Origin of the sequence: Duganella sp. Root336D2, from assembly GCF_001425005.1 — a bacterium.
GTDB lineage: Bacteria > Pseudomonadota > Gammaproteobacteria > Burkholderiales > Burkholderiaceae_D > Rugamonas.
In genome coordinates, this window is sequence record NZ_LMDB01000038.1 from 114802 (window position 1) to 136841 (window position 22040).

Genomic DNA, 22040 nt, shown 5'->3' on the forward strand with positions numbered 1-22040 from the left:
CTGGCGCAGTAACTGGTAAGATCGAGACCGCCCTGGTTTTCCGGGGCGGTTTTGTTTTATTTGGACCGACCTGATTATGTTTCCATTTCCTACCAGGCTGCCCGGCCTCAGCATGCCGGCAGCCGCCACCGTCAACCACTTGCTGGCGCAAGAGCCTTGGGCGCGCACCGAACTCAAGCTGCACGCCGGCAAGGTCGCCGTGATCGACGCCAGTCCTGCTGTACTGCGCTTGCGCGTCACGCCGGACGGCATGGTGGAGGCGGCAGGCAGCGAGACGGGAGCTGCGGTGACGATTCGCCTGAAGCTGGGCGACCTGCCGCTGATCGCGCAAAACCGCGAGCGCGCTTTTTCGTACGTACAGATCGAAGGCGACGCCGAATTTGCCAACGCCATTTCGCACCTGTCGCAATCGCTGCGTTGGGAAGCCGAGCATGACCTGGAGAAACTGGTGGGCCCGGTTGCTGCCGTGCGCCTGGTCCAGGGCGCCAAGGCATTGGTGGAGGGCGCGCGCAACGGCCAGCGCAAAGTGGCCGAGAATGTCGCGGAGTACTTCCTCGACGAAAACCCGCTGTTGATCCGCCCGTTGGTGGCGGAAAGCTTTGCGGCCGACGTGACCCGCTTCCGCGACGACGTGGAGCGCGCCAGCAAACGGCTGGAAAAACTCGAACAAAAACTGGCTAAATGATCCGCAAATTCCTCAGGCTGTTCAAGATCGTCCGTGTCTCCGTCCGTTACGGGCTGGACGAAATCGCCATTTCCGGCTTCGACAAGCCGCGCATCAGCAAATTCCTCGACATCGTTTTCTTCTGGCGCGACCTGTCGACGCCGCGCGCCGTGCGCCTGCGCCGCGCACTGGAGGAGCTGGGCCCGATCTTCGTCAAGTTCGGCCAGGTGCTGTCGACCCGCAGCGACCTGTTCCCGCTCGATATCGTGTCCGAGCTGTCCAAGCTGCAGGACCGTGTGCCGCCGTTCGATTCCGACCTGGCGATTGCGATGATCGAAGCGTCGCTGGGCGCCCATCCTGACGAATTGTTCGCGCGCTTCGAGCGCGTGCCGGTAGCTTCAGCCTCCATCGCCCAGGTGCACTTCGCTGCGCTGAAGGATGGCACGCAGGTGGCGGTGAAAGTGCTGCGTCCGGGCATGAAGAAACTGATCGACGAAGACGTCGCGCTGATGCATATCGCGGCCAACTTCATCAACCGGCTGTGGGCCGATTCCAAGCGCCTGAAGATCCAGGAAGTGGTGCAGGAATTCGACAAGTACCTGCATGATGAACTGGACCTGATGCGCGAGGCGGCCAATGCCAGCCAGCTGCGCCGCAATTTCGCCGAATCCAAGCTGCTGCTGGTGCCGGAGATGTATTGGGACTATTGCTCCAGCAACGTGATCGTGATGGAGCGCATGTACGGCATTCCGGTGTCGCAGATCGGACGCCTGGCCGAGGCCGGCGTGGACCTGAAAAAGCTGTCCTCGGATGGCGTGGAGATCTTCTTCACGCAGGTGTTCCGCGATGGCTTCTTCCACGCCGATATGCATCCGGGGAATATCCTGGTGTCGATCGAGCCTGAATCGTTTGGCCGCTACATCGCGCTGGACTTCGGCATCGTCGGCACGTTGAACGATTACGACAAGGATTACCTGTCGCAGAACTTCCTGGCCTTCTTCCGCCGCGACTACAAGCGCGTGGCGGAGGCGCATATCGAATCCGGCTGGGCGCCGAAAGAAACCCGTGTCGATGAACTGGAAGCCGCGGTGCGCGCTTGCTGCGAGCCGATCTTCGACCGTCCGCTGAAGGATATCTCGTTCGGCCAGGTGCTGCTGCGCCTGTTCCAGACCTCGCGCCGCTTCAATGTGGAAGTGCAGCCGCAACTGGTGCTGCTGCAAAAGACGCTGCTGAATATTGAAGGCCTGGGCCGCCAGCTCGATCCTGACCTGGATTTGTGGAAGACGGCCAAACCTTACCTGGAGCGCTGGATGGCGGAGCAGGTGGGCTGGCGCGGGCTGGTGGATCGCTTGAAGGCGGAAGCACCGCGCTATTCGCATATCTTCCCGCAATTGCCGCGCCTGGCGCACCAGGCGCTCACCGTCGCGGCGGAGCGGGATGTGGAAACCAAAGCTTTGCTGGCGCACCTGGTGGCGGAGCAGCGCCATACCAACCGCTTGCTGTCGTTCTTTGCGTTCTTTGTCGGGTCGTTTGTGGTGGGTGCGGTGGCGTTTGTGGCGTATGCCCGACTTCACTAACCGCGATCCGCGCACGGCGGAGTTTTGGGACCAGCGGTTTGAGGCGGCGTTTACTCCCTGGGATCGGGGCGGGGTGCCGGAGCAGCTCTCCGCCTGGCTGCAAACCGGTGGCCCGGTGTCTGGCCCACAGGGTCAGACACCGGGCCACCGGTTTTCGGTGTTGATCCCCGGCTGCGGCAGCGGCTACGAGCTGCAAGCCTTCTGCCAGGCCGGCTGGAACGCCACCGCCATCGACTTTTCCCCCTCCGCCGTTGTTGCGGCGCAACAAGCGCTGGGCCCCTGGCGCGAGCACGTGCTCGAGGCAGATTTTTTCGCTTACGCGCCGCAGCAGCCGCTGGACCTGGTCTACGAGCGCGCCTTCCTGTGCGCCATGCCGCGCGACATGTGGCCGCGCGTGGTGCAGCGCTGGGCGCAATTGTTGCCGGAAGGGGGCCTGCTGCTGGGCTACTTTTTCTTCGATGGCAATCCAAAAGGCCCGCCCTTCGGCGCCGAGCGCGAGCAGCTGGCGCAGTTAATGAGTGCTCACTTTGATCTCGAGCAGGACGCGCCGGTAAGCGATTCCATCCCGGTATTCCAGGGCAAGGAGCGCTGGATGGCCTGGCGCCGGAAAAAAGCTTTATAATTCAGGGTTTTGATGTTTTTTGCGGAGTAATCGATGCCTATCTACGCTTACCGCTGCGAGGAATGTGGCTTTGCCAAGGATGTGCTGCAAAAGATCTCCGATCCGCAGCTCACGGATTGCCCTTCCTGCGGCAAGTCCACCTTTAAGAAGCAACTGACCGCGGCCGGCTTCCAACTCAAGGGCACCGGCTGGTACGTAACCGATTTCCGTGGCGGCACCGCCCCGGCAACCGGCGTTGCCAGCACGGCCAAATCCGAAGCCCCGGCAGCCGCCGCCCCGGCGCCTGCGCCGGCAAAGTCCACCAGCGAGGCGTAATTCCCCCGCACAAGGAACACGATGCGTAAATATTTCATTACCGGCTTGCTGGTCCTGGTACCGTTGTCGATCACGGCCTGGGTGCTGCACCTGGTGATCTCCACCATGGACCAGTCGCTGTTGCTGATCCCGGAGAAATGGCTGCCGGATGACCGTCGCCCATCGGGCCTTGGCACTATCCTGACCGTGGCGATCGTATTCCTGACCGGCCTGCTGACCAATAACCTGGTCGGCAATTTCATGATCCGCCAATGGGAAAAGCTGCTGCATCGCATTCCTGTGGTCAGCTCACTGTACGGCAGCGTGAAGCAGGTTTCGGACACCTTGTTCTCCGAATCCGGCAATGCTTTCCGCAAGGCGGTGCTGGTGCAATATCCGCATGCCGGCTCGCGCACGATCGGTTTCCTGACCGGCGCGCCGGCGACCGAAGTGCAGAAGCACCTGGACGGTGAATACATCAGCGTCTACGTGCCAACCACGCCGAACCCGACTTCCGGCTTCTTTTTGATGTTGCCGAAAAAAGATGTAATCGAGCTCGACATGAGCGTCGATGCCGCACTGAAGTACATCGTTTCGATGGGCGTTGTCGTCCCTGAATAAAACTTAACCTGAAACTGAGAATCAATATGTCCATGCGTACTGAATACTGCGGCCTCGTAACCGAAGCCCTCATCGGCCAAACCGTCAGCCTGTGCGGCTGGGTGCACCGTCGCCGCGACCACGGCGGCGTGATCTTCATCGACCTGCGCGACCGCGAAGGCCTGGTGCAGGTGGTCTGCAACCCGGAACAGGCGGAAGTGTTCTCCGTCGCCGAATCCGTGCGTAACGAGTACTGCCTGCGCATCACCGGCACCGTGAAAGACCGCCTGGCCGGCACCGTCAACAACAACCTGAAGTCGGGCAAGATCGAAGTCGTTGCCGCCAAGGTGGAAGTGCTGAACGCCTCCGTGCCTGTTCCCTTCCAGCTGGACGACGACAACCTGTCCGAAACCACCCGCCTGACCCACCGCGTGCTGGACCTGCGCCGCCCGCAGATGCAGAACAACCTGCGCCTGCGCTACAAGGTCTCGATGGAAGTGCGCAAGTACCTGGACAACCTGGGCTTCATCGATATCGAAACCCCGGTGCTGACCAAGTCCACTCCGGAAGGCGCACGCGACTACCTGGTGCCATCGCGTGTGAACGCGCACGAATTCTTCGCGCTGCCGCAGTCGCCACAGCTGTTCAAGCAGCTGCTGATGGTCGCCAACTTCGACCGTTACTACCAGATCACCAAGTGCTTCCGCGACGAAGACCTGCGTGCCGATCGCCAGCCTGAATTCACCCAGATCGACTGCGAAACCTCGTTCCTGACCGAACAGGAGATCCGCGACCTGTTCGAGACCATGATCCGCAACGTGTTCAAGAACACCATGGACGTGGACCTGCCAAACCCGTTCCCGGTGATGGACTTCGCCGAAGCCATGGGCAAGTACGGTTCGGACAAGCCGGACATGCGCGTCCAGCTGGAATTCACCGAACTGACCGACATCATGACCAACGTCGAGTCCAAGATCTTCTCCAGCGCCGCCAACCTGAGCAACGGCCGCGTGGTCGGCATGCGCGTGCCGAAAGGCGGCTCCATGTCGCGCTCCGAGATCGATGCATACACCCAGTTCGTTGCCATCTACGGCGCGAAAGGCCTGGCTTACATCAAGGTCAACGAAAAGGCCAAAGGCCGTGATGGCCTGCAGTCGCCAATCGTCAAGTCGCTGGACGACGCAACGCTGGCTACCATCCTGGAGCGCACCGGCGCACAGGACGGCGACCTGATCTTCTTCGGCGCCGACAAGGCAAAGGTTGTGAACGATGCGATCGGCGCGCTGCGCGTGAAGGTCGGCCATTCCGAGTTCGGCAAGGCCAACGGCCTGTTCAACGACGTGTGGGCGCCGCTGTGGGTGATCGACTTCCCGATGTTCGAATACGACGAAGAAGACGACCGCTGGACCGCAACCCACCACCCATTCACTTCGCCAAAAGACGGCCACGAAGACATGCTGGAAACCAATCCAGGCGCATGTATCGCCAAGGCCTACGACATGGTGCTGAACGGCTGGGAACTGGGCGGCGGCTCGATCCGTATCCACCGCGAAGAAGTGCAGTCGAAAGTGTTCCGCGCACTGAAGATCGGTGCCGAGGAAGCGCGCGAGAAGTTCGGTTTCCTGCTGGACGCACTGCAGTACGGCGCGCCTCCGCACGGCGGCCTGGCATTCGGCCTGGATCGTATCGTGACCCTGATGACCAAGTCCGATTCGATCCGCGACGTGATCGCCTTCCCGAAAACCCAGCGCGCACAGTGCCTGCTGACCCAGGCTCCTTCGCCGGTCGACGAGAAGCAACTGCGTGAACTGCATATCCGCCTGCGTTCGGCCGAGCCGAAAGTAGCCGGCTAATCAGCTGCAAAGGGCGGGCCGCAAAGCCCGCCTTTTTTACATGAAGCCCTACAAAATCCCGGAATCCGTCCTGGTGGTGATCCATACCGCCGACATGGAAGTGCTCCTGATCGAGCGCGCCGGCAATCCCGGCTACTGGCAATCCGTCACCGGCTCGAAGGACGCCGTCGACGAGCCCCTGCTCACCACCGCCACCCGCGAACTGTTCGAAGAAACCGGCATTGTTGCCGACGGCAGGGGCATCGTGCTGCGCGACTGGGGGCTGCAGAACATCTACGAAATCTACCCGGTCTGGCGCCACCGCTACGAACCCGGCGTGACGCACAACCTGGAACATATTTTCAGCGTGCAGGTGCCGCGCAACGTGCCCATCATGCTGAGCCCGCGAGAACATACCGCCCACGTCTGGCTGCCCTACCTCGAAGCTGCCGACCGCTGCTTCTCCCCCTCCAACGCCGAAGCAATCCTGCAACTGCCGCAGCACTTATAACTTGCAATTTGCTTGTTAATTGCACCCGGCTCGTTGTGGCTATAATCGGACATCGACTGTCACGCTGGGGGCGCACGCCATGCCGGAGACTCAGGATATCCTTCTGGAACAGTTGCAGGTCGGCTTATACGTCCACCTCGACTTGAAGTGGTTCGAGCATCCTTTTGCATTCAGCCATTTCAAGATCAAGTCGCAGGAGCAGATCCACCAGCTGCGCAGCCTGGGCTTGCACAAGATCCGCATCGACCCCGCCCTGAGCGATGTCCAGCCTGCCGCGATGCCGGTCGAGGCGTCGGCAGCCGCTGCCATGGAGTCGGCCGGCAAACCGCAAGCGCCGGCTCCCGAATCCCCTGAGCTTGCCGCCAAGCGCGCCATGATGGAACGCATGCGCCAGCAGCGCGAGAACGCGGCCCGCATCGAGCACGCCTTCGTCGATACTGCGCGCGCCATGAAGGACATGGAGAAGAACATCTTCGCGCGCCCGGCCGAGAACCTGCAAAAGGCGAGCGAGATGATCGGCAAGATTGCCGACTCCATCCTGAGCGCGCCGGAGTTGGCGATCCACGTCATGGGCGACCGCACCGGGGGCGAAGAAATCTACCTGCACTCGCTCAACGTCACCATGCTGTCGATGATGATCGCGCGCGACATCAAGCTGCCGCGCGAAGTGGCGGGGGCGATGGGTGTCGGCTCCATGTTCCATGACCTTGGCGTACGCAATATCCCCGACAAGGTGCTGACCAAGGCGGAAGCGTGGACGCATTCCGAGCAGAACATGTACGAGACCCATTGCGCGGTCGGGACCGAAATGGGGCAGCAGCTCAAGTTTCCCGCCGCCGCCGTGGCCATCGTGCGCGACCACCACGAGATGTTCGATGGCAGCGGCTACCCGCGCCATCTGAAGGGCGAGGAAATCGGCGTATTGGCGCGCATTGTAGGAATCGCCAACTACTACGACCGCCTGTGCAATCCGGTTAACGGCACGCCCGGCTTGACCCCGCACGAAGCGCTGTCGCTGATGTTCGCCAAGAACCGCGGCAAGTTCGATCCCAAGCTGCTGCAGGTGTTCATCCGCTGCCTGGGCGTGTACCCGCCGGGCACCATCGTACAGCTATCGAACGGCGCCACCGGCATGGTGGCCACCGTCAACACCGAGAAACCGAACAAGCCGGAACTCGTCGTGTATGAAGCGGGCGTGCCGCGCGAGGATGCCATCATGGTCGACATGGCCCTGGAGAGCGACCTGAATATCGTACGCGCCATCAAGCCTGCGCAAGTGCCGAAGGAAATCTACGCTTACCTTAGTCCGCGCAAACGGGTCAGCTACTACTTCGACGCCACCAAGCCGGGCCAGGGAGCTGCCGGGTGATCTCCGAACTACGCCAGCTGATGCTCGACCACAGCCCGCATATGATGCTGCTGGTCGATCCCAGCGACCTGCGCATCATCGTCGCCAACCAGGTGGCAGAGCATGTGCTTGGCTACTCGGGAGCGCAGCTGGTTGAAATGCAGATTACCGATATCGAGAGCTCGCTTCAGGACGTGTTTTACTGGGAAGATGTGCGCGGCGGCCACTTCCAGGATATCGACGCGCAGGAAGGCGAATACCAGCGCGCCGATGGCACCCAGATCATGGTCATGAAGTCGCTGCGCGTGCTGCGCCACGAAGAGCGCTGGCTGATCCTGATCCTGGCCCGCGATGCCCGGCAGGAACGCAAGGTTGAGGACGTGCTTGAACAAACCCTGTCGCAGCTGCGCACCACGCTGGAAGCGACCGGTAATGGCATCCTGGTGATCGACTGGCACAACAAGATCGCCAGCATGAACCGTCAGTTCAGCGAGATGTGGCACATCCCGGATGCCTTCCTCAAGAACGGCAACGATGCCGCCATCCTTGAATTCCTGACGGCGAACGTGGTGGAGCAGGAAGTGTGCCGCGAACGGCTGCAGCAAGTCAGCGACCCGCACGAGACGCTGGACCAGCTGCATCTGCAGGATGGCCGCGTATTTGAATGCCGCTCACGCCCACAATTCCTCGGTGAGCGCATAATCGGCCGCGTGTTCGGCTTCCTGGACACCACGGAGCGCGAGCATGCCGAACAGGCTCTGCGCGAATCGCGCGACCAGCTGGAGAGCCGCGTACACGAACGCACGCTGGCACTGCAGATGGCCAACATCACGCTGGAGGGCGAGAAGACGCGCCAGGCCGACTTGATCCGCAAGCTGGGCGAGGCGCAGAACCAGCTCCTGCAATCGGAGAAGATGGCTTCCATCGGCGTGCTGGCGGCCGGCGTGGCGCACGAGATCAACAATCCGGTCGGCTTCGTCAATTCCAACCTGAGCAGCCTGCAGCGCTATATGCAGTCCTTGATGCGCCTGCTCGACGCTTATGAGGCGCGCGAAGAGCACCTGCCGGAAAACGACCGCGGCGAACTGAATGCCCTGCGCAAGGAGATCGATGCGGACTACCTGCGCGAAGACCTGGGCAGCCTGCTGTCGGAATCGATGGATGGCCTGGACCGCATCAAACGCATCGTGCAGGACATGAAAGACTTCTCTCATGCAGGCGGCGGCGACGTGCTGGTGGCCAACCTTGAAACGGGCCTGGACAGTACGCTGAACGTGGTCTGGAATGAAATCAAATACAAGGCGGAAGTCGTGAAGGAATACGGCGGCGTGCCGGAAATCGAATGCATCCCGTCGCAGCTGAACCAGGTGTTCATGAACCTGCTGGTCAACGCCGCGCACGCCATCGAGAACCGCGGCCGCATTACGGTGCGCACCAGTTATGAAAACGAGATGGTGACCGTGTCGGTGAGCGATACCGGCGGCGGCATCGCGGCCGAGAACCTGGGACGCATCTTCGAACCCTTCTTCACCACCAAGCCGGTCGGGAAAGGGACGGGGCTGGGCTTGTCGCTGTCTTACAGCATCGTGCAAAAGCACGGCGGCCGCATCGAGGTCGATAGCGAGATCGGGAGCGGTACCACCTTCCGTGTGATCCTGCCGCGACAGATGTCGCCCGCCGCCGAGGAAAATGATGTTGTAAATTGACTAATTGGCGCGCATCTGGCTAAGATGCCGCGCATGAAGAGACTGTTCCATCCGGGGCTACACGCCAACACCGTCCGTCCGCCGCAGTCTGGCGAGTGCCACAACTGCCATGCCCCGGTGCCCGAAAAATTCTGCGGCCAGTGTGGCCAGCCCGGCCACGTGCATGTCGCCAGCGCGCACGAATTCATTCATCACTTCATCGGACATTACGTCGCCGCCGAGGGCAAGTTGTGGGCCACGCTGGGCTTGCTGTTTTTCCGGCCGGGGCAGTTGACGCTTGAATTCATCCAGGGAAGACGCGGCCGCTATATCGATCCCCTGCGGCTGTTGCTGACGATCTCGCTGGTCGCTTTCCTTTGCCTGAAAGTGATTCCCGCCATTGACCCGGCGCCCGGCAAGAAGGCGGTGCCTGAGGCGGCGCAGGCGCAAAATGCCGTGCCCCATGAGGCCATGCCGCCTTTGCAGCTGCTGGTGGTCAAGGCCTTCAGGTGGGGAAGTGCGTCATTTGCCACGAACTTCGAGCATTACCAGGCGCTCTCAAGCCACCAGCGAAATGAGGCTTTCTTCAAACTGTGGCTTGCAAAGGGGCCGACCGTGGCGCTGCTGCTGATCCCATTGATAGCGGTTTGGCTGAAGCTTGTCCACCTTGGCAATGGGTGGCGCTACGGCGAGCACCTGGTGTTCGCCATGCACCTGCTCGCATTCTCACTGGCCGGGCTGACATTGGGGATCGCGCTTGCCCCGCTCGCTGATGCCGCATGGATGGCCGCGCTTGTCGCCATTCCATTGTATTTACTTTGGGCGATGCGCAGGGTGTATGGCGGCGGCCTGGTGTTGCTGCTGCGCTGGGGAGCGGCAGCCTGCCTGACGGCGTATTCCTTCAAGGTCTTGATGTGGATGGTCTTTTACGGAGGCCTGGCAATGTCGCCTGTCACTTGAGGCAGGGGACGGCGAAATCGACGTGGTAATGCTCGTCATGCCGCACCCACGGCTTGCCCTTCATGAAGTTCAGCTTCTTTAGCGCCGCACCGCGCGGCGTGGCGAACAGGCGCGGCAGGTAGGCGGTGTCGAAGATGACCTGCGCGATGCCGCGGCCACGCGCCCGGGCGGCCTGGTCGAGCTGGTACAAGTGCTCGGCCATCGCGGTAAAGTCGATGCTGTATTCGCCATAGCGCGCCGTGCGGTCGAATTCGATGTCGTAGCCGAAGTGCTGGGTAGCCGGCGTTGGCAGGCGTGCAGGAAGGCCGTCCCTGCCGTGCACCGGCACGAAGAAGTCGACCGACAGGCCATTCTGGTGCGTGCGGTGGGGGCGGAAGCGGCCGCCATACTCGTTGCCTGTTTCACCGTAGACATATTGTGCTTTTGGCGCCGCAAGCTCGAGCTTCGCATAGGCTTCGAGGATAATCGCCGACACTTCGCTGTGCACATGGTTGCGCCGCATGGCGACCGCGACCGGGCTGTAGGCCGTGAAGTTGGCACCCTCAGGCGGCAACTGGACGCTGCCTTCAATGCTGCCGCGATTAACTGTGCCGTGGCAATTGCTGGCGGCCGTGGCGCCTGGTGCAATGGCTGCCATGCCCCAGGCGCACATCGCCAGCAGAAAAGCTTTCGATGCAGAAGGGAAGGTAGTGTGTCGTTCGGTCATGGGGCATGACTATAAAGCAATTCCCAGCACTTTTGACAGGGAGCAAGCCGGGCAGTTGGGGTTAGAATGTTCCCATGATGATTCGCGTTGCCACATACAATATCCACAAAGGCGTCTCGTACCGTAGCCATCCACGGGTGCACGCCTTGCGCCATGCGATTGAAGCCTTCCATGCCGACCTGGTGTTCCTGCAGGAAGTGCAGGGCCAGCACGACCGGATCGAGGCCCGTTATGGCGAGGAAAGCCAGGGCCACCGGCACTGGCCGAAAAAAGCCCAGCATGAATTCTTTGCGGGTGAATCGCACCAGTCCGTTTACGGCATGAATGCGCAATACGACCATGGCCACCACGGCAATGCCCTGCTCAGCAAATACCCGATTGCACGCTGGACCAATACTGATATTTCCGACCACGCCTATGAATCGCGCGGCATCCTGCATTCGGTGGTGGAGACGGATGGCAAGCGGGTGCACTGTTACGTGATCCACCTTGGCCTGTTCGAGCGCAGCCGGGTGCGCCAGGCGGAGATCCTGATTGAGGCGGTGCGCAGTTCGGCGCCGGATGGCGAGCCGGTCATCATCGCCGGCGACTTCAACGACTGGCGCAATACCCTGACGGACAAGCTGCAAAGCGCACTCGGCGTGCGCGAAGTATTCGACGAGATCAATCACGGCCATCCGGTAGGCGACCTGGTGCGCACTTTGGCGCGGCGCAAAGCCTCCCAGCGCCCGGCCCGCACCTTCCCGGCAGCCTTGCCATTTTTCAGGTTGGACCGCATCTATGTGCGGGGCTTCAAGGTAGAATCCGCGGAAGTCCTGCATGGCCCGCTGTGGGCCAGGCTGTCGGATCATGCGCCCATCGTGGCGAACCTGAAACTGGTTTCCTGACACATGCGTCACGTTGATTTTCTGGCCGATAACGAAGTCAAACTCCTGCACTGCGGTACCGATTATTTTCCGGCACTGGTCGCGGCTATCGAAGCTGCCCAGTTTGAAATCTATTTCGAGACCTATATCTTTGCCGAGGACGAGACCGGCAAGCGCGTGATGGCCGCGCTCAAGGCGGCTGCGCAGCGCGGCGTCGTCGTGCGCATGATTACCGACTGGTTCGGCACCGGCCACAAGCCCGCCTACCGCCTGCATGCCGAGGTCACGGCGGCTGGCGTCGAGCATCGCATCTTCAATCCCTGGTTCCGGCGCGGCGTCACGCGCACCCACCGCAAGATCTGCGTGGTGGACGCCCAGGTGGCCTTTGTCGGCGGCATCAATATCAACGACGATATGTTTACCGACTACGACCACAACAAGGCGCTGGAGGCGCCGCGCTGGGACTTTGCGGTCGCAGTGCGCGGGCCGCTGGTCGAGTCCATCCATAGCGAGGCGGAAACGCAGTGGACCCGCCTGGGCCATATGAACTTCGTCAAGCGCCTGACCCTGTTCAACGAGGTGCGCAAACTGAACAAGATCGCGCGCCAGAGCACGATGCAGGCCGGGTTCGTCGTGCGCGACAACCTGCGTAACAGGCGCACCATCCAGCGCGCGTACCTGCAGGCGCTGGGCAGGGCGAAGAAGAGCGTACTGCTGGCCAATCCTTATTTTGCGCCGGGACGTAAATTCCGCCGCGCCCTGGCGGCGACTGCGCAGCGCGGGGTGGATGTGGTGCTGTTGATCGGCGTCGGCGAATTCTGGCTGCAGGATGCGGTGGCGCATTCCTTCTATCCCAAGCTGCTGGAGGCGGGCGTCAAGGTGGTGGAATACCGCAAGACGCAGCTGCACGCCAAGGTGGCCGTGATCGACGATGACTGGGCGACCGTTGGCTCCTCCAATGTGGACGGGCTGAGCCTGTTCCTCAACCAGGAAGCGAATGTGGTCATCAAGGACGCCGCATTTGCGCGTTCGCTGCGGGCCAAGATCGAGCAGGCGATTGCCGATGGGGTGGTGATCCACCAGCAGGATTTCGAACATGTCGGGCGCTTCCGGCGGGTAGGTTACGAAGTGGCGTACTTCTTCTACCGCACGCTGATGCGCATTTTTGCGGTAGGGAAGTACACATGAGTGACGTAAGAGTGGACAAATGGCTGTGGGCGGCGCGCTTCTTCAAGACGCGCCAGCTGGCCATCGACGCCATCGACAAAGGCAAGGTGAGGTTATCAAATGGCGAACGCATCAAGCCTTCGCGCAATGCGAAGCTGGGCGAGCGCCTGCATATCGACAATGGCGCGGATGAGTGGGACGTGCTGGTGGTCGGGATTTCCGGCAAGCGCGAAGGAGCGCCAATTGCCCGCCTGCTCTATGAAGAGAGCGAAGAATCGCTGGCCCGCCGCGCCGCCCTGATCGAGCGCAGGAAGATGTTCCCCGAACCCTTTGCCGACAACAAAGGCCGTCCGACCAAGCGCGACCGCCGCGCCTGGGAACGAGCAACTGGTGAATGAAAAGTCGGGGTCAGGTCTGGCAATCGGACATTGCGCGAAGCGCAAAGCTCCTCGAGAAGCCAGACCTGACCCCGACTTTCACGAGGATATTCCATGAATCAAATAGCCCTGCATTTTTTGGAAACCTATGCCAGCAATCGTGAGGTTGAGGGGGGATGGTTGTTTGGCAAAGCACTGCAACAGGCTCAACTCGATTATTCCGACAAGAGTCTTTGGCGCCTGGATCAATTGCTGACCCAGATTCAGGAGCGTGCGAAACCGTCGCGCGAGAAAGTACAGGATACGCTGGAAGGGCGCAATTTCTGCTCGCTCATCGCCTATTACCTGATCGAACTCGTGAGCCGTCGCACCGGCGCTTCGTTTGATTGGCACGATCGCGCCTCAGCGCTGGATGCGTTGCCGATAGGAAGCCAACTGCCGGACGATGGCTTCGCGCGCCTGGTTTCGATGGCGCCGGACCAGGGCGCGGCGTTCCTGCCGCTCGGCTGGCTCGAGGCAAGGCTGCTGGGCGACGGCCCGCAGCTCAGCGCCGATGATTATGTCAATAGTCTGGTGGCGCAGGTGGAGCGTAATGGGCCGGTTGTGTGGTGGACCGGCATGCATGCGCTAGGCCGAATGGCGTCCTGGCAGATGATGATGGCGGCCGATGGCGGGATGGTCTGGCCGGTGCGCCTGACTTCCAAAGCCCCGAATTCCTGGATTTCATCGGCTTTCTCCGGGCGCGATGTCGGCGAAGTCCTGGAATCAGGTGGCCGTATTCTTGAGGAAAATCCCGAAGGCACGGCTTGGCAGGTATTCAGTTATGACGGCGTGGCGGACCTCAAATCCGGACCAAGCGATGCGATTATGGTCCTCCTGTATACCTACGGGCCTTCGCCGATGAAGCTGAAAATTGCCTTCCCTTACCGGCCGGCCAAGGCTGGTGGCCCATTCGCGATCCTGGATCCCCGGCTTCTTGGCGCCAATCTGGAGGACGCTCAGATTGAACGATTGAATGGCGCGCTGGAGCAGGGCATCCAGAGCATCAAGTGGCCGTTCGGGACAAGCTGGGACCAGCTGCGCGCAGCTGGATGACCAGCAGGAAATGTCCACTTCCGTTCCTGACCCCATGGTGGACATTTGCTGCGGCGCAACAATAGAGGTGCACTTCTAGTAGTGCCGTTTGACTTTCGCCACACGCTGGATAATAGTACGAACGTTCGCAAAACTTTTCACCAGCGGCCGATCTGTTAGAGCGAGAATAAGGTTTTTCCTTCTTTCTGGATGGGTCCAAAAGTGAGTGGCACTCTTGTAAATACACCAACTAAATTCATGCGCAAAGGCGAAATGACCCGTGCGGCCATCCTCGATGTGGCCCTCGACCTGGCAAGCCGTGACGGCCTTGAAGGCCTCACCATTGGTTTGCTCGCCGACAAGATGAACATGAGTAAGTCCGGTGTGTTCGCGCACTTTGGTTCGCGAGAAGATTTGCAGATTGAAGTCCTGAAGCTGTATCACCATCGCTTCGAGCAGGAAGTGTTTTACCCGGCGATGAAGGAGGCCCGTGGCCTGCCTCGCCTGCGCGCCATGTTTGCCAACTGGATCAAACGTGTGAGCGTGGAAATCGCCTCGGGCTGCATCTATATCAGTGGCGCCGTTGAATATGACGACCGCCCTGGCCCGATCCGCGAAGAGCTGCTGGCAATGGTCGGCGCGTGGCAGGCAGCATTGCTGCGTTGCGTGCGCCAGGCTATCGACAACGGCGACCTGCGGCCCGATACCGATGCTTCCCAGCTTGTGTACGAGATGTATGGCCTGATATTGGCCCTGCACCACGAGGCGCGCTTCATGCGCACTCCTGGCAGCGTGGACCGGGCAGGCGTGGGCTTCAACCGACTGATCGAGAACTATCAACCATCCTAAGGCTGCGTTTCGCAGCAGCCGAGCAAACATAACCTTTTAGCTATCTGGAGAATAAAATGGGTCAATACGTCGCGCCAATCCGTGATATGCAGTTCGTACTGCATGAACTGCTGAAGGTGGAAGAGAAGCTGAAAGAGCTGCCTCCTCACGCCGAAACCGACGCGGACATCATCAACCAGGTGCTGGAAGAAGGCGCCAAGTTCACCTCCGAAGTGCTGTTCCCGCTGAACCACTCGGGCGACCGCGAAGGCTGCCACCACGATGCAGCGGCCAAGACTGTGACCACTCCAAAGGGCTTCAAGGAAGCTTACGCTCAGTACGTTGAAGGCGGCTGGGCTGCGCTGGCTTGCGATCCTGACTTCGGCGGCCAGGGCCTGCCTATCGTCCTGAACAACTCGTTCTACGAGATGCTGAACTCGGCCAACCAGGCATGGACCATGTATCCAGGCCTGTCGCACGGCGCCTACGAGTGCCTGAAAGAACACGGCACCGACGAACAGAAGAAGACCTACCTGCCTAAGCTGGTTTCCGGCGAGTGGACCGGCACCATGTGCCTGACCGAGCCACACTGCGGCACCGACCTGGGGATGCTGCGCTCGAAAGCCATCCCTAACGCCGACGGCTCGTGGGACATCACCGGCGCCAAGATCTTCATCTCGGCCGGCGAACACGATATGGCTGAAAACATCCTGCACCTGGTGCTGGCTCGCGTACCGGACGCACCGGAAGGCTCGAAGGGCATCTCCCTGTTCCTGGTGCCTAAGTTCATCCCTAACGCGGACGGTTCGATCGGCGAGCGCAACCCGATCTTCTGCGGCGCGATCGAAGAGAAGATGGGCATCCACGGCAACTCGACCTGCCAGATGAACCTGGACGGCGCAAAAGGCTGGATCATCGGCCAGCCGAACAAGGGCCTGAACGCGATGTTCGTGTTCATGAACGCTGCCCGCCTGGGCGTAGGCGTGCAGTCCCTGGGCCTGACCGAAGTGGCTTACCAGAACGCGCTGGTGTACGCAAAAGACCGCCTGCAGATGCGCTCCCTGTCCGGCGTGAAGAACCCGGAAGGTCCTGCCGACCCGATCATCGTGCACCCTGACGTGCGCCGCATGCTGCTGACCGGCAAAGCCTACGCTGAAGGCGCGCGTGCTTTCGCTTCCTACGTGGCACTGCAGATCGACCGCGAACTGCACCACCCTGACGCCGATGTGCGCAAGGAAGCCGGCGACGAAGTAGCCCTGCTGACCCCAATCATCAAGGCCTTCATTACCGACAACGCATGGATCGCCACCTCCGACGCGATGCAGGTGTACGGCGGCCACGGCTACATCTCCGAATGGGGCATGGAGCAGTACGTGCGCGACGCGCGTATCAACCTGATTTACGAAGGCACCAACACCGTGCAGTCGCTGGACCTGCTGGGCCGTAAGATCCTGATGGACAACGGCGCCAAGCTGCGCAAGTTCGGCGAGAAAGTGCGCGCCTTCGTGGAAGAAAACGGCACCGACGAAGCGATGTCCGAATTCGTCACCCCGCTGGGCGACCTGGGCGAGAAGCTGACCAAGCTGACCATGGAAATCGGCATGAAGGCCTTCCAGAACCAGGACGAAGTGGGCGCCGCCGCCGTGCCTTACCTGCGCGTCGCCGGTCACCTGGTGTACTCCTACTTCTTCGCACAGATGGCGAAGATCGCCCTGGAAAAAGAAGCGTCGGGCGACAAGTTCTACACCTCGAAACTGGCAACCATCCGCTTCTACTTCGGCCGCCTGTACCCAGAAACCGCAACCCTGATCCGCCAGGCTCGTTCCGGCGCCGCCAACCTGATGGCCCTGGATGCTGACCTGTTCTAATTAAAGGAAAAACATGAGCAACTTCAACGTGAAAAAAGTAGCGGTACTGGGTGCCGGCGTGATGGGTGCGCAGATCGCTGCCCACTGCGTCAACGCTAAAGTACCGGTGGTCCTGTTTGACCTGCCAGCCAAAGAAGGCAACAAGAACGGTATCGGCATCAAGGCCATCGAAGGCCTGAAAAAGCTGTCCCCGGCTCCTTTCGGCGACAAGGCCGACGCGGAACTGGTGCAGATCGCCAACTACGAAGACAACCTGGACCTGCTGGCCGGCTGCGACCTGATCATCGAAGCGATCGCCGAGCGCATGGACTGGAAGCATGACCTGTACAAGAAGGTCGCTCCGCACATCGCCCAGAACGCGATCTTCGCCTCGAACACCTCCGGCCTGTCGATCAACAAGCTGGCCGAAGGCTTCGACGCAGACCTGAAGGCGCGCTTCTGCGGCGTGCACTTCTTCAACCCACCACGCTACATGCACCTGGTGGAACTGATCCCGACCACCGACACCAAGCCGGAAATCCTGGACCAGCTGGAAACCTTCATGACTTCCGTGCTGGGCAAGGGCGTGGTCCGTGCCAAGGACACCCCGAACTTCATCGCCAACCGCGTTGGCGTGTTCGGCATCCTGGCCATCATCCACGAAGCCGAGCAGTTCGGCCTGTCCGTCGACGTGGTCGACGACCTGACCGGCGCCAAGCTGGGCCGCGCCAAGTCCGGTACCTTCCGTACCGCCGACGTGGTTGGCCTGGACACCATGGGCCACGTGATCAAGACCATGGAAGACAACCTGCCGAACGATCCGTTCGCAGCGCTGTACAAGACTCCTGCCGTGCTGTCCGGCCTGGTCGCCAAGGGCGCCCTGGGCCAGAAGTCCGGCGCCGGCTTCTACAAGAAGGTCGGCAAGGACATCATGCGCCTGGACGCAGCCACCGGTGAATACGTCGCCGGCGGCAAGAAAGCAGACGACATCATCGCCCGCATCCTGAAAGAAAAGGATCCGGTCAAGAAGATGAAGGCGCTGCGCGAATCGACCAACCCGCAAGGCCAGTTCCTGTGGGCGATCTTCCGTGACGCTTTCCATTACATCGCGATCCACCTGGAATCGATCGCCGACAACGCGCGCGACATCGACTTCGCCATGCGCTGGGGCTTCGGCTGGAACGTCGGCCCGTTCGAAACCTGGCAAGCGGCAGGCTGGGGCCAGGTTGCACAGTGGGTCAAGGAAGACATCGAAGCCGGCAAGGCGCTGTGCAATGCACCGCTGCCAGCTTGGGTGTTCGAGGGCAAAGTTGGCGAGCAGGGCGTGCATACCGCTGAAGGCTCGTTCTCGCCAGCGACCAAGTCCTACACGCCACGTTCCGAACTGGCCGTGTACAAGCGCCAGGAATTCCGCGCTCCGGTAGTGGGCGGCGGCGGCGCCGATCCTAAGACTGCCGGCGTGACCGTGCACGAAGACGAGTCCGTGCGCCTGTGGCACACCGGCGACGACGTCCTGATCCTGTCGCTGAAGACCAAGATGCACGTGATCGGCAAAGGCGTGATCAACGGAATCAAGCTGGGCCTGGCCGAAGCTGAAAAGAACTTCAAGGGCATGGTGATCTGGAACACCGACGCAGCCGAAGGCGGCGCCTTCTCGGCCGGCGCCGACCTGCAGGAAGCCCTGCCAGCCTTCATGGCCGGCGGCGCGAAAGCGGTCGACCCGATCATCAAGGAACTGCAAGACACCTTCATGTCGATGAAATATTCCAACGTGCCAGTGGTGGCGGCTGTTGCCGGTATCGCCCTGGGCGGCGGCTGCGAGATGATGCTGCACGCATCGAAGCGCGTAGCGGCACTGGAATCCTACATCGGCCTGGTGGAAGTGGGCGTTGGCCTGATCCCTGGCGGTGGCGGCCTGAAAGAAGCGGCTGTCCGTGCTGCCAAGGAATCCAAGGGCAACGACATCCTGCAATTCCTGAAGACCGGCTTCACCAACGCTGCTACCGCGAACGTCTCCAAGTCCGCGCTGGAAGCGAAGGCCATGGGCTACCTGAAGGAAGACGACGTGATCGTGTTCAACGCGTATGAACTGCTGCACGTGGCGAAAACCACGGCACGTGCGATGGCCGATTCCGGCTACCGCGCGCCGATCCAGCGTCCGGTGCCAGTGACCGGCCGTTACGGCTGGGGCACCATCCGCGGCCAGCTGGTCAACATGCGCGATGGCGGCTTCATCTCCGCCCACGACTACAAGCTGGGCGACATGATCGCCGAGATCGTGTCCGGCGGCGACATCGACCAGGGCAGCGTAGTGAGCGAGCAGTGGCTGCTGGATATGGAACGCAAGGCCTTCCTGGAATTGCTGAACCATCCTAAGTCGCAAGAGCGCATCATGGGCATGCTGCAGACCGGTAAGCCGGTACGCAACTAAGAGCAAATGTCCATCCTGTCGCTGGCCTTTAAACTTTTACTTCGAGTGAAACCTGGCATGGTCTATGAGCAAATCAAGAAGCACATGACGGAGTCGCTGCCGTTTGTGCGCCTGCTCGGCATCCGCATCGACAGCATCGGCCCGGGAATGGCCGAAGTGTCGATGCCGGACGACGGCAAGCTGCATAACCACCTCGGCACGCCGCATGCAGGTGCGATCTTCACGCTGGCCGAAACGGCCTCCGGCGCAGCCATGGCAGGCGGCTTTGCCGACCTGATCATGGACATGCGCCCGGTCGCCAAGGAGTCGCGCATCCAGTACCAGAAAGTGGCCAAGGGCGCGACGCGCGCCTCCGGCAAGGTACCGGGCGACCTCGCCGCGATCCGCGCACAGCTGAAGGATGAAGGAAAAGTAGCGTTCCCGGTCAACGTCGACATCTTCGACGAACACGGCACGCTGTCAGCACAAGTACAGGTGGACTGGTACCTCTCCGCCAAACGCTAACGAATACAGATACTGGAAAGCTTAAAAATGAGCAAACAACTCCAAGACGCATACATCGTCGCCGCTACCCGCACCCCGATCGGTAAAGCACCGCGCGGTATGTTCAGTAAGACCCGCCCGGACGACCTGCTGGTCGCCGCCATCAAGGGCGCCATGGCCGCCGTGCCTGGCCTGGACCCGGCCCTGATCGTCGACGCGATCATCGGCTGCTCCTTCCCGGAAGCGGAACAGGGCTTCAATATCGCCCGTAACTCCGTGGTGCTGGCAGGCCTGCCGAACACCGTGGGCGGCGTGACCATCAACCGTTACTGCGCCTCGGGCATCACCGCCCTGGCCATGGCTGCCGACCGCATCCGCGTTGGCGAAGCCGACGTGATGATCGCCGGCGGCGTGGAATCGATGTCGATGGTGCCGATGATGGGCCACCATCCGTCGATCAACATGGACACCTTCAAGGACGAGAACGTGGGCCTGGCCTACGGCATGGGCCTGACCGCCGAGAAAGTGGCGCAGCAGTGGAAGATCTCCCGCGAAGACCAGGACGCCTTCGGCCTGGAATCGCACCGCAAGGCGATCGCCGCCCAGCAAGCCGGCTTCTTCAAGGACGAGACCACCCCGGTCGAGATCATCACCCGCACCCCTGACCTGCGCACCGGCGAGATCAAGGTTGGCAAGCGCACCGTGGATACCGACGAAGGCGCACGCGCCGACGCCTCCATGGAAGGCATGGCCAAGCTGAAGCCAGTGTTCGCCGCCAAGGGCACCGTGACCGCCGCGACCTCCTCGCAGATGTCCGACGGCGCCGGCGCGTTGATCGTGGTCTCCGAGAAGATCCTGAAAGAACACAACCTGACCCCGCTGGCCAAGTTCTCCTCGTTCGCCGTGCGCGGCGTACCACCGGAAATCATGGGTATCGGTCCTAAGGTTGCCATCCCAGCCGCTTGCGCCGCTGCCGGCATCACCCAGGACCAGCTGGACTGGATCGAACTGAACGAGGCTTTCGCAGCACAGGCCCTGGCCGTGATCCGCGACCTGAACCTGGACACCAGCAAAGTGAACCCGATGGGTGGCGCAATCGCCCTGGGCCACCCACTGGGCGCCACCGGTGCTATCCGCGCCGCGACCGTGGTGCATGCACTGCGCCGCAACCAGCTGAAATACGGCATGGTCACGATGTGCGTGGGCGCCGGGATGGGCGCAGCAGGCATCATCGAGCGCGTATAATCCGCGCGACGACGCGATAACGCATTAGCAAGGCGGGTCGGATGGCCCGCCTTTTTCATATCCACAGTCCTGTGAGCAGCAGGTGTCTGACCCTGCGGGTCTGACACCGGTTTACCGGTTCAAAGAACGGAGACAAACGAAAATGGCAATCCAGACCAGCAAAGCCAACGGCATCCTGACCATCGAATTCGACCGCCTGGACCGCAAGAACGCGATCACCTCCGCCATGTACCAGACCATGGCCGACACCATCAACGCCGCCGAAACCGACGCTGAAGTGCGCGCCATCCTGTTCACCGGCAAGCCGGAGATTTTCACCGCCGGTAACGACCTGGTCGACTTCGCCATGACCACCACCGCCAACGACGGCGTGGCATTCTCCGACCGGCCGGTAATCCAGTTCATGAAGGCCCTGTTCAACAGCACCAAGCCAGTCGTGGCAGCCGTGAACGGCGCCGCCATCGGCATCGGCACCACCATGCTGATGCACTGCGACCTGGTGTACGCCGCCGACAACGCGAAGTTCTCGGTGCCTTTCGCGGCACTGGGCCTGTGTCCTGAATTCGGCTCCAGCATGCTGCTGCCGGCCAATGGCGGCCATGCCCGCGCGGCGGAAAAGCTGATGCTGGGCGAACCGTTCAGCGCGCAGGAAGCCTACGACATGGGCCTGATCTCCAAGCTGCTGCCGGCCGACCAGGTTCTGGCCCACGCCCAGGCGCAAGCAGCCAAGCTGGTCGCCCTGCCGGCGGAGTCGATCCGCCAGACCAAACGCCTGATGAAGGCCGGCCGCGAAGCGCTGAAAGCCCACATCGACTTGGAAAGCGCGCAATTCGGCTCGATGCTGACCGGCGCCGAAGCGAAGGAAGCCTTCACCGCCTTCTTCGAAAAGCGTAAGCCGGACTTCTCCAAGTTCGCCTGACGCG

Annotated in this window: 21 protein-coding genes; 20 read left to right on the forward strand and 1 reads right to left on the reverse strand. The window is 61.3% G+C overall.

The features are described from left to right. The first annotated feature begins 76 nt into the window (after positions 1–76). The 10 genes from ASD07_RS26930 to ASD07_RS26975 all read left to right on the forward strand — a co-directional run bounded on the left by ASD07_RS26930 (position 77) and on the right by ASD07_RS26975 (position 10093). Positions 77–685: an SCP2 domain-containing protein gene (locus ASD07_RS26930; RefSeq protein WP_229207302.1), complete on the forward strand. Its 609-nt coding sequence runs from the start codon at positions 77–79 to the stop codon at positions 683–685. Beyond that, the gene (gene ubiB / locus ASD07_RS26935; protein ID WP_055937923.1) at positions 682–2241 is read left to right on the forward strand and encodes a ubiquinone biosynthesis regulatory protein kinase UbiB; all 1560 of its coding nucleotides are present in this window, start codon (positions 682–684) and stop codon (positions 2239–2241) included. Before ASD07_RS26930 ends, ubiB begins: the two co-directional genes overlap by 4 nt. Then, on the forward strand, positions 2225–2863 hold the full coding sequence (locus ASD07_RS26940; protein ID WP_055937926.1) for a methyltransferase: 639 nt from the start codon (positions 2225–2227) through the stop codon (positions 2861–2863). Before ubiB ends, ASD07_RS26940 begins: the two co-directional genes overlap by 17 nt. 33 nt (positions 2864–2896) lie before the next feature. Then, complete coding sequence (locus tag ASD07_RS26945) at positions 2897–3178, forward strand: FmdB family zinc ribbon protein (protein WP_055937929.1); 282 nt, start codon at positions 2897–2899, stop codon at positions 3176–3178. Between the two features lie 21 nt (positions 3179–3199). Then, complete coding sequence (locus ASD07_RS26950) at positions 3200–3778, forward strand: DUF502 domain-containing protein (protein ID WP_055937932.1); 579 nt, start codon at positions 3200–3202, stop codon at positions 3776–3778. Between the two features lie 32 nt (positions 3779–3810). Continuing rightward, on the forward strand, positions 3811–5610 hold the full coding sequence (gene aspS, locus ASD07_RS26955) for an aspartate--tRNA ligase (protein WP_055938547.1): 1800 nt from the start codon (positions 3811–3813) through the stop codon (positions 5608–5610). A gap of 40 nt (positions 5611–5650) precedes the next feature. Beyond that, complete coding sequence (gene nudB, locus ASD07_RS26960; RefSeq protein ID WP_055937934.1) at positions 5651–6100, forward strand: dihydroneopterin triphosphate diphosphatase; 450 nt, start codon at positions 5651–5653, stop codon at positions 6098–6100. 79 nt (positions 6101–6179) lie between these two features. Further along, a complete protein-coding gene (locus tag ASD07_RS26965; protein ID WP_055937938.1) occupies positions 6180–7469 on the forward strand; it encodes an HD domain-containing phosphohydrolase in 1290 nt (429 codons plus the stop codon). Continuing rightward, entirely contained in the window at positions 7466–9154 is a 1689-nt protein-coding gene (locus ASD07_RS26970; RefSeq protein WP_307145424.1) for an ATP-binding protein, read from the forward strand. Before ASD07_RS26965 ends, ASD07_RS26970 begins: the two co-directional genes overlap by 4 nt. 33 nt (positions 9155–9187) lie before the next feature. Beyond that, complete coding sequence (locus ASD07_RS26975; RefSeq protein ID WP_162246603.1) at positions 9188–10093, forward strand: DUF3667 domain-containing protein; 906 nt, start codon at positions 9188–9190, stop codon at positions 10091–10093. Here ASD07_RS26975 and ASD07_RS26980 read toward each other — a convergent pair. Then, positions 10086–10799, reverse strand: a complete 714-nt coding sequence (locus ASD07_RS26980; RefSeq protein ID WP_229207303.1) for a penicillin-insensitive murein endopeptidase — start codon at positions 10797–10799, stop codon at positions 10086–10088. The two genes, ASD07_RS26975 and ASD07_RS26980, sit on opposite strands and share 8 nt — an antisense overlap. A gap of 74 nt (positions 10800–10873) precedes the next feature. Between ASD07_RS26980 and ASD07_RS26985 the strand changes: the two genes are divergently transcribed. From ASD07_RS26985 to ASD07_RS27030, 10 genes are all read left to right on the forward strand, one after another. Beyond that, complete coding sequence (locus ASD07_RS26985) at positions 10874–11686, forward strand: endonuclease/exonuclease/phosphatase family protein (protein WP_055937948.1); 813 nt, start codon at positions 10874–10876, stop codon at positions 11684–11686. A 3-nt stretch (positions 11687–11689) separates the two neighbouring features. Then, positions 11690–12853, forward strand: coding sequence for a cardiolipin synthase ClsB (gene clsB, locus ASD07_RS26990; RefSeq protein ID WP_055937951.1), 1164 nt, complete (start codon positions 11690–11692; stop codon positions 12851–12853). Continuing rightward, positions 12850–13230: an RNA-binding S4 domain-containing protein gene (locus tag ASD07_RS26995; RefSeq protein ID WP_055937954.1), complete on the forward strand. Its 381-nt coding sequence runs from the start codon at positions 12850–12852 to the stop codon at positions 13228–13230. The genes clsB and ASD07_RS26995 overlap by 4 nt, the downstream gene beginning before the upstream one ends. Positions 13231–13323: 93 nt before the next feature. Then, on the forward strand, positions 13324–14304 hold the full coding sequence (locus ASD07_RS27000; RefSeq protein WP_156398191.1) for a hypothetical protein: 981 nt from the start codon (positions 13324–13326) through the stop codon (positions 14302–14304). Between the two features lie 237 nt (positions 14305–14541). Continuing rightward, positions 14542–15132, forward strand: a complete 591-nt coding sequence (locus ASD07_RS27005) for a TetR/AcrR family transcriptional regulator (RefSeq protein WP_055937958.1) — start codon at positions 14542–14544, stop codon at positions 15130–15132. Between the two features lie 56 nt (positions 15133–15188). Beyond that, positions 15189–16979, forward strand: coding sequence for an acyl-CoA dehydrogenase C-terminal domain-containing protein (locus tag ASD07_RS27010; RefSeq protein WP_055937961.1), 1791 nt, complete (start codon positions 15189–15191; stop codon positions 16977–16979). 13 nt (positions 16980–16992) lie between these two features. Further along, positions 16993–19389 (forward strand): 3-hydroxyacyl-CoA dehydrogenase/enoyl-CoA hydratase family protein, encoded by a 2397-nt coding sequence (locus ASD07_RS27015; protein ID WP_055937964.1) that lies wholly within the window; start codon positions 16993–16995, stop codon positions 19387–19389. 6 nt (positions 19390–19395) lie between these two features. Beyond that, positions 19396–19893, forward strand: a complete 498-nt coding sequence (locus ASD07_RS27020; protein ID WP_229207304.1) for a YiiD C-terminal domain-containing protein — start codon at positions 19396–19398, stop codon at positions 19891–19893. 27 nt (positions 19894–19920) lie between these two features. Beyond that, complete coding sequence (locus tag ASD07_RS27025) at positions 19921–21117, forward strand: acetyl-CoA C-acyltransferase (protein WP_055937972.1); 1197 nt, start codon at positions 19921–19923, stop codon at positions 21115–21117. Positions 21118–21259: 142 nt separating this feature from the next. Next, positions 21260–22036: an enoyl-CoA hydratase gene (locus ASD07_RS27030; protein WP_055937976.1), complete on the forward strand. Its 777-nt coding sequence runs from the start codon at positions 21260–21262 to the stop codon at positions 22034–22036. Positions 22037–22040 lie beyond the last annotated feature (4 nt).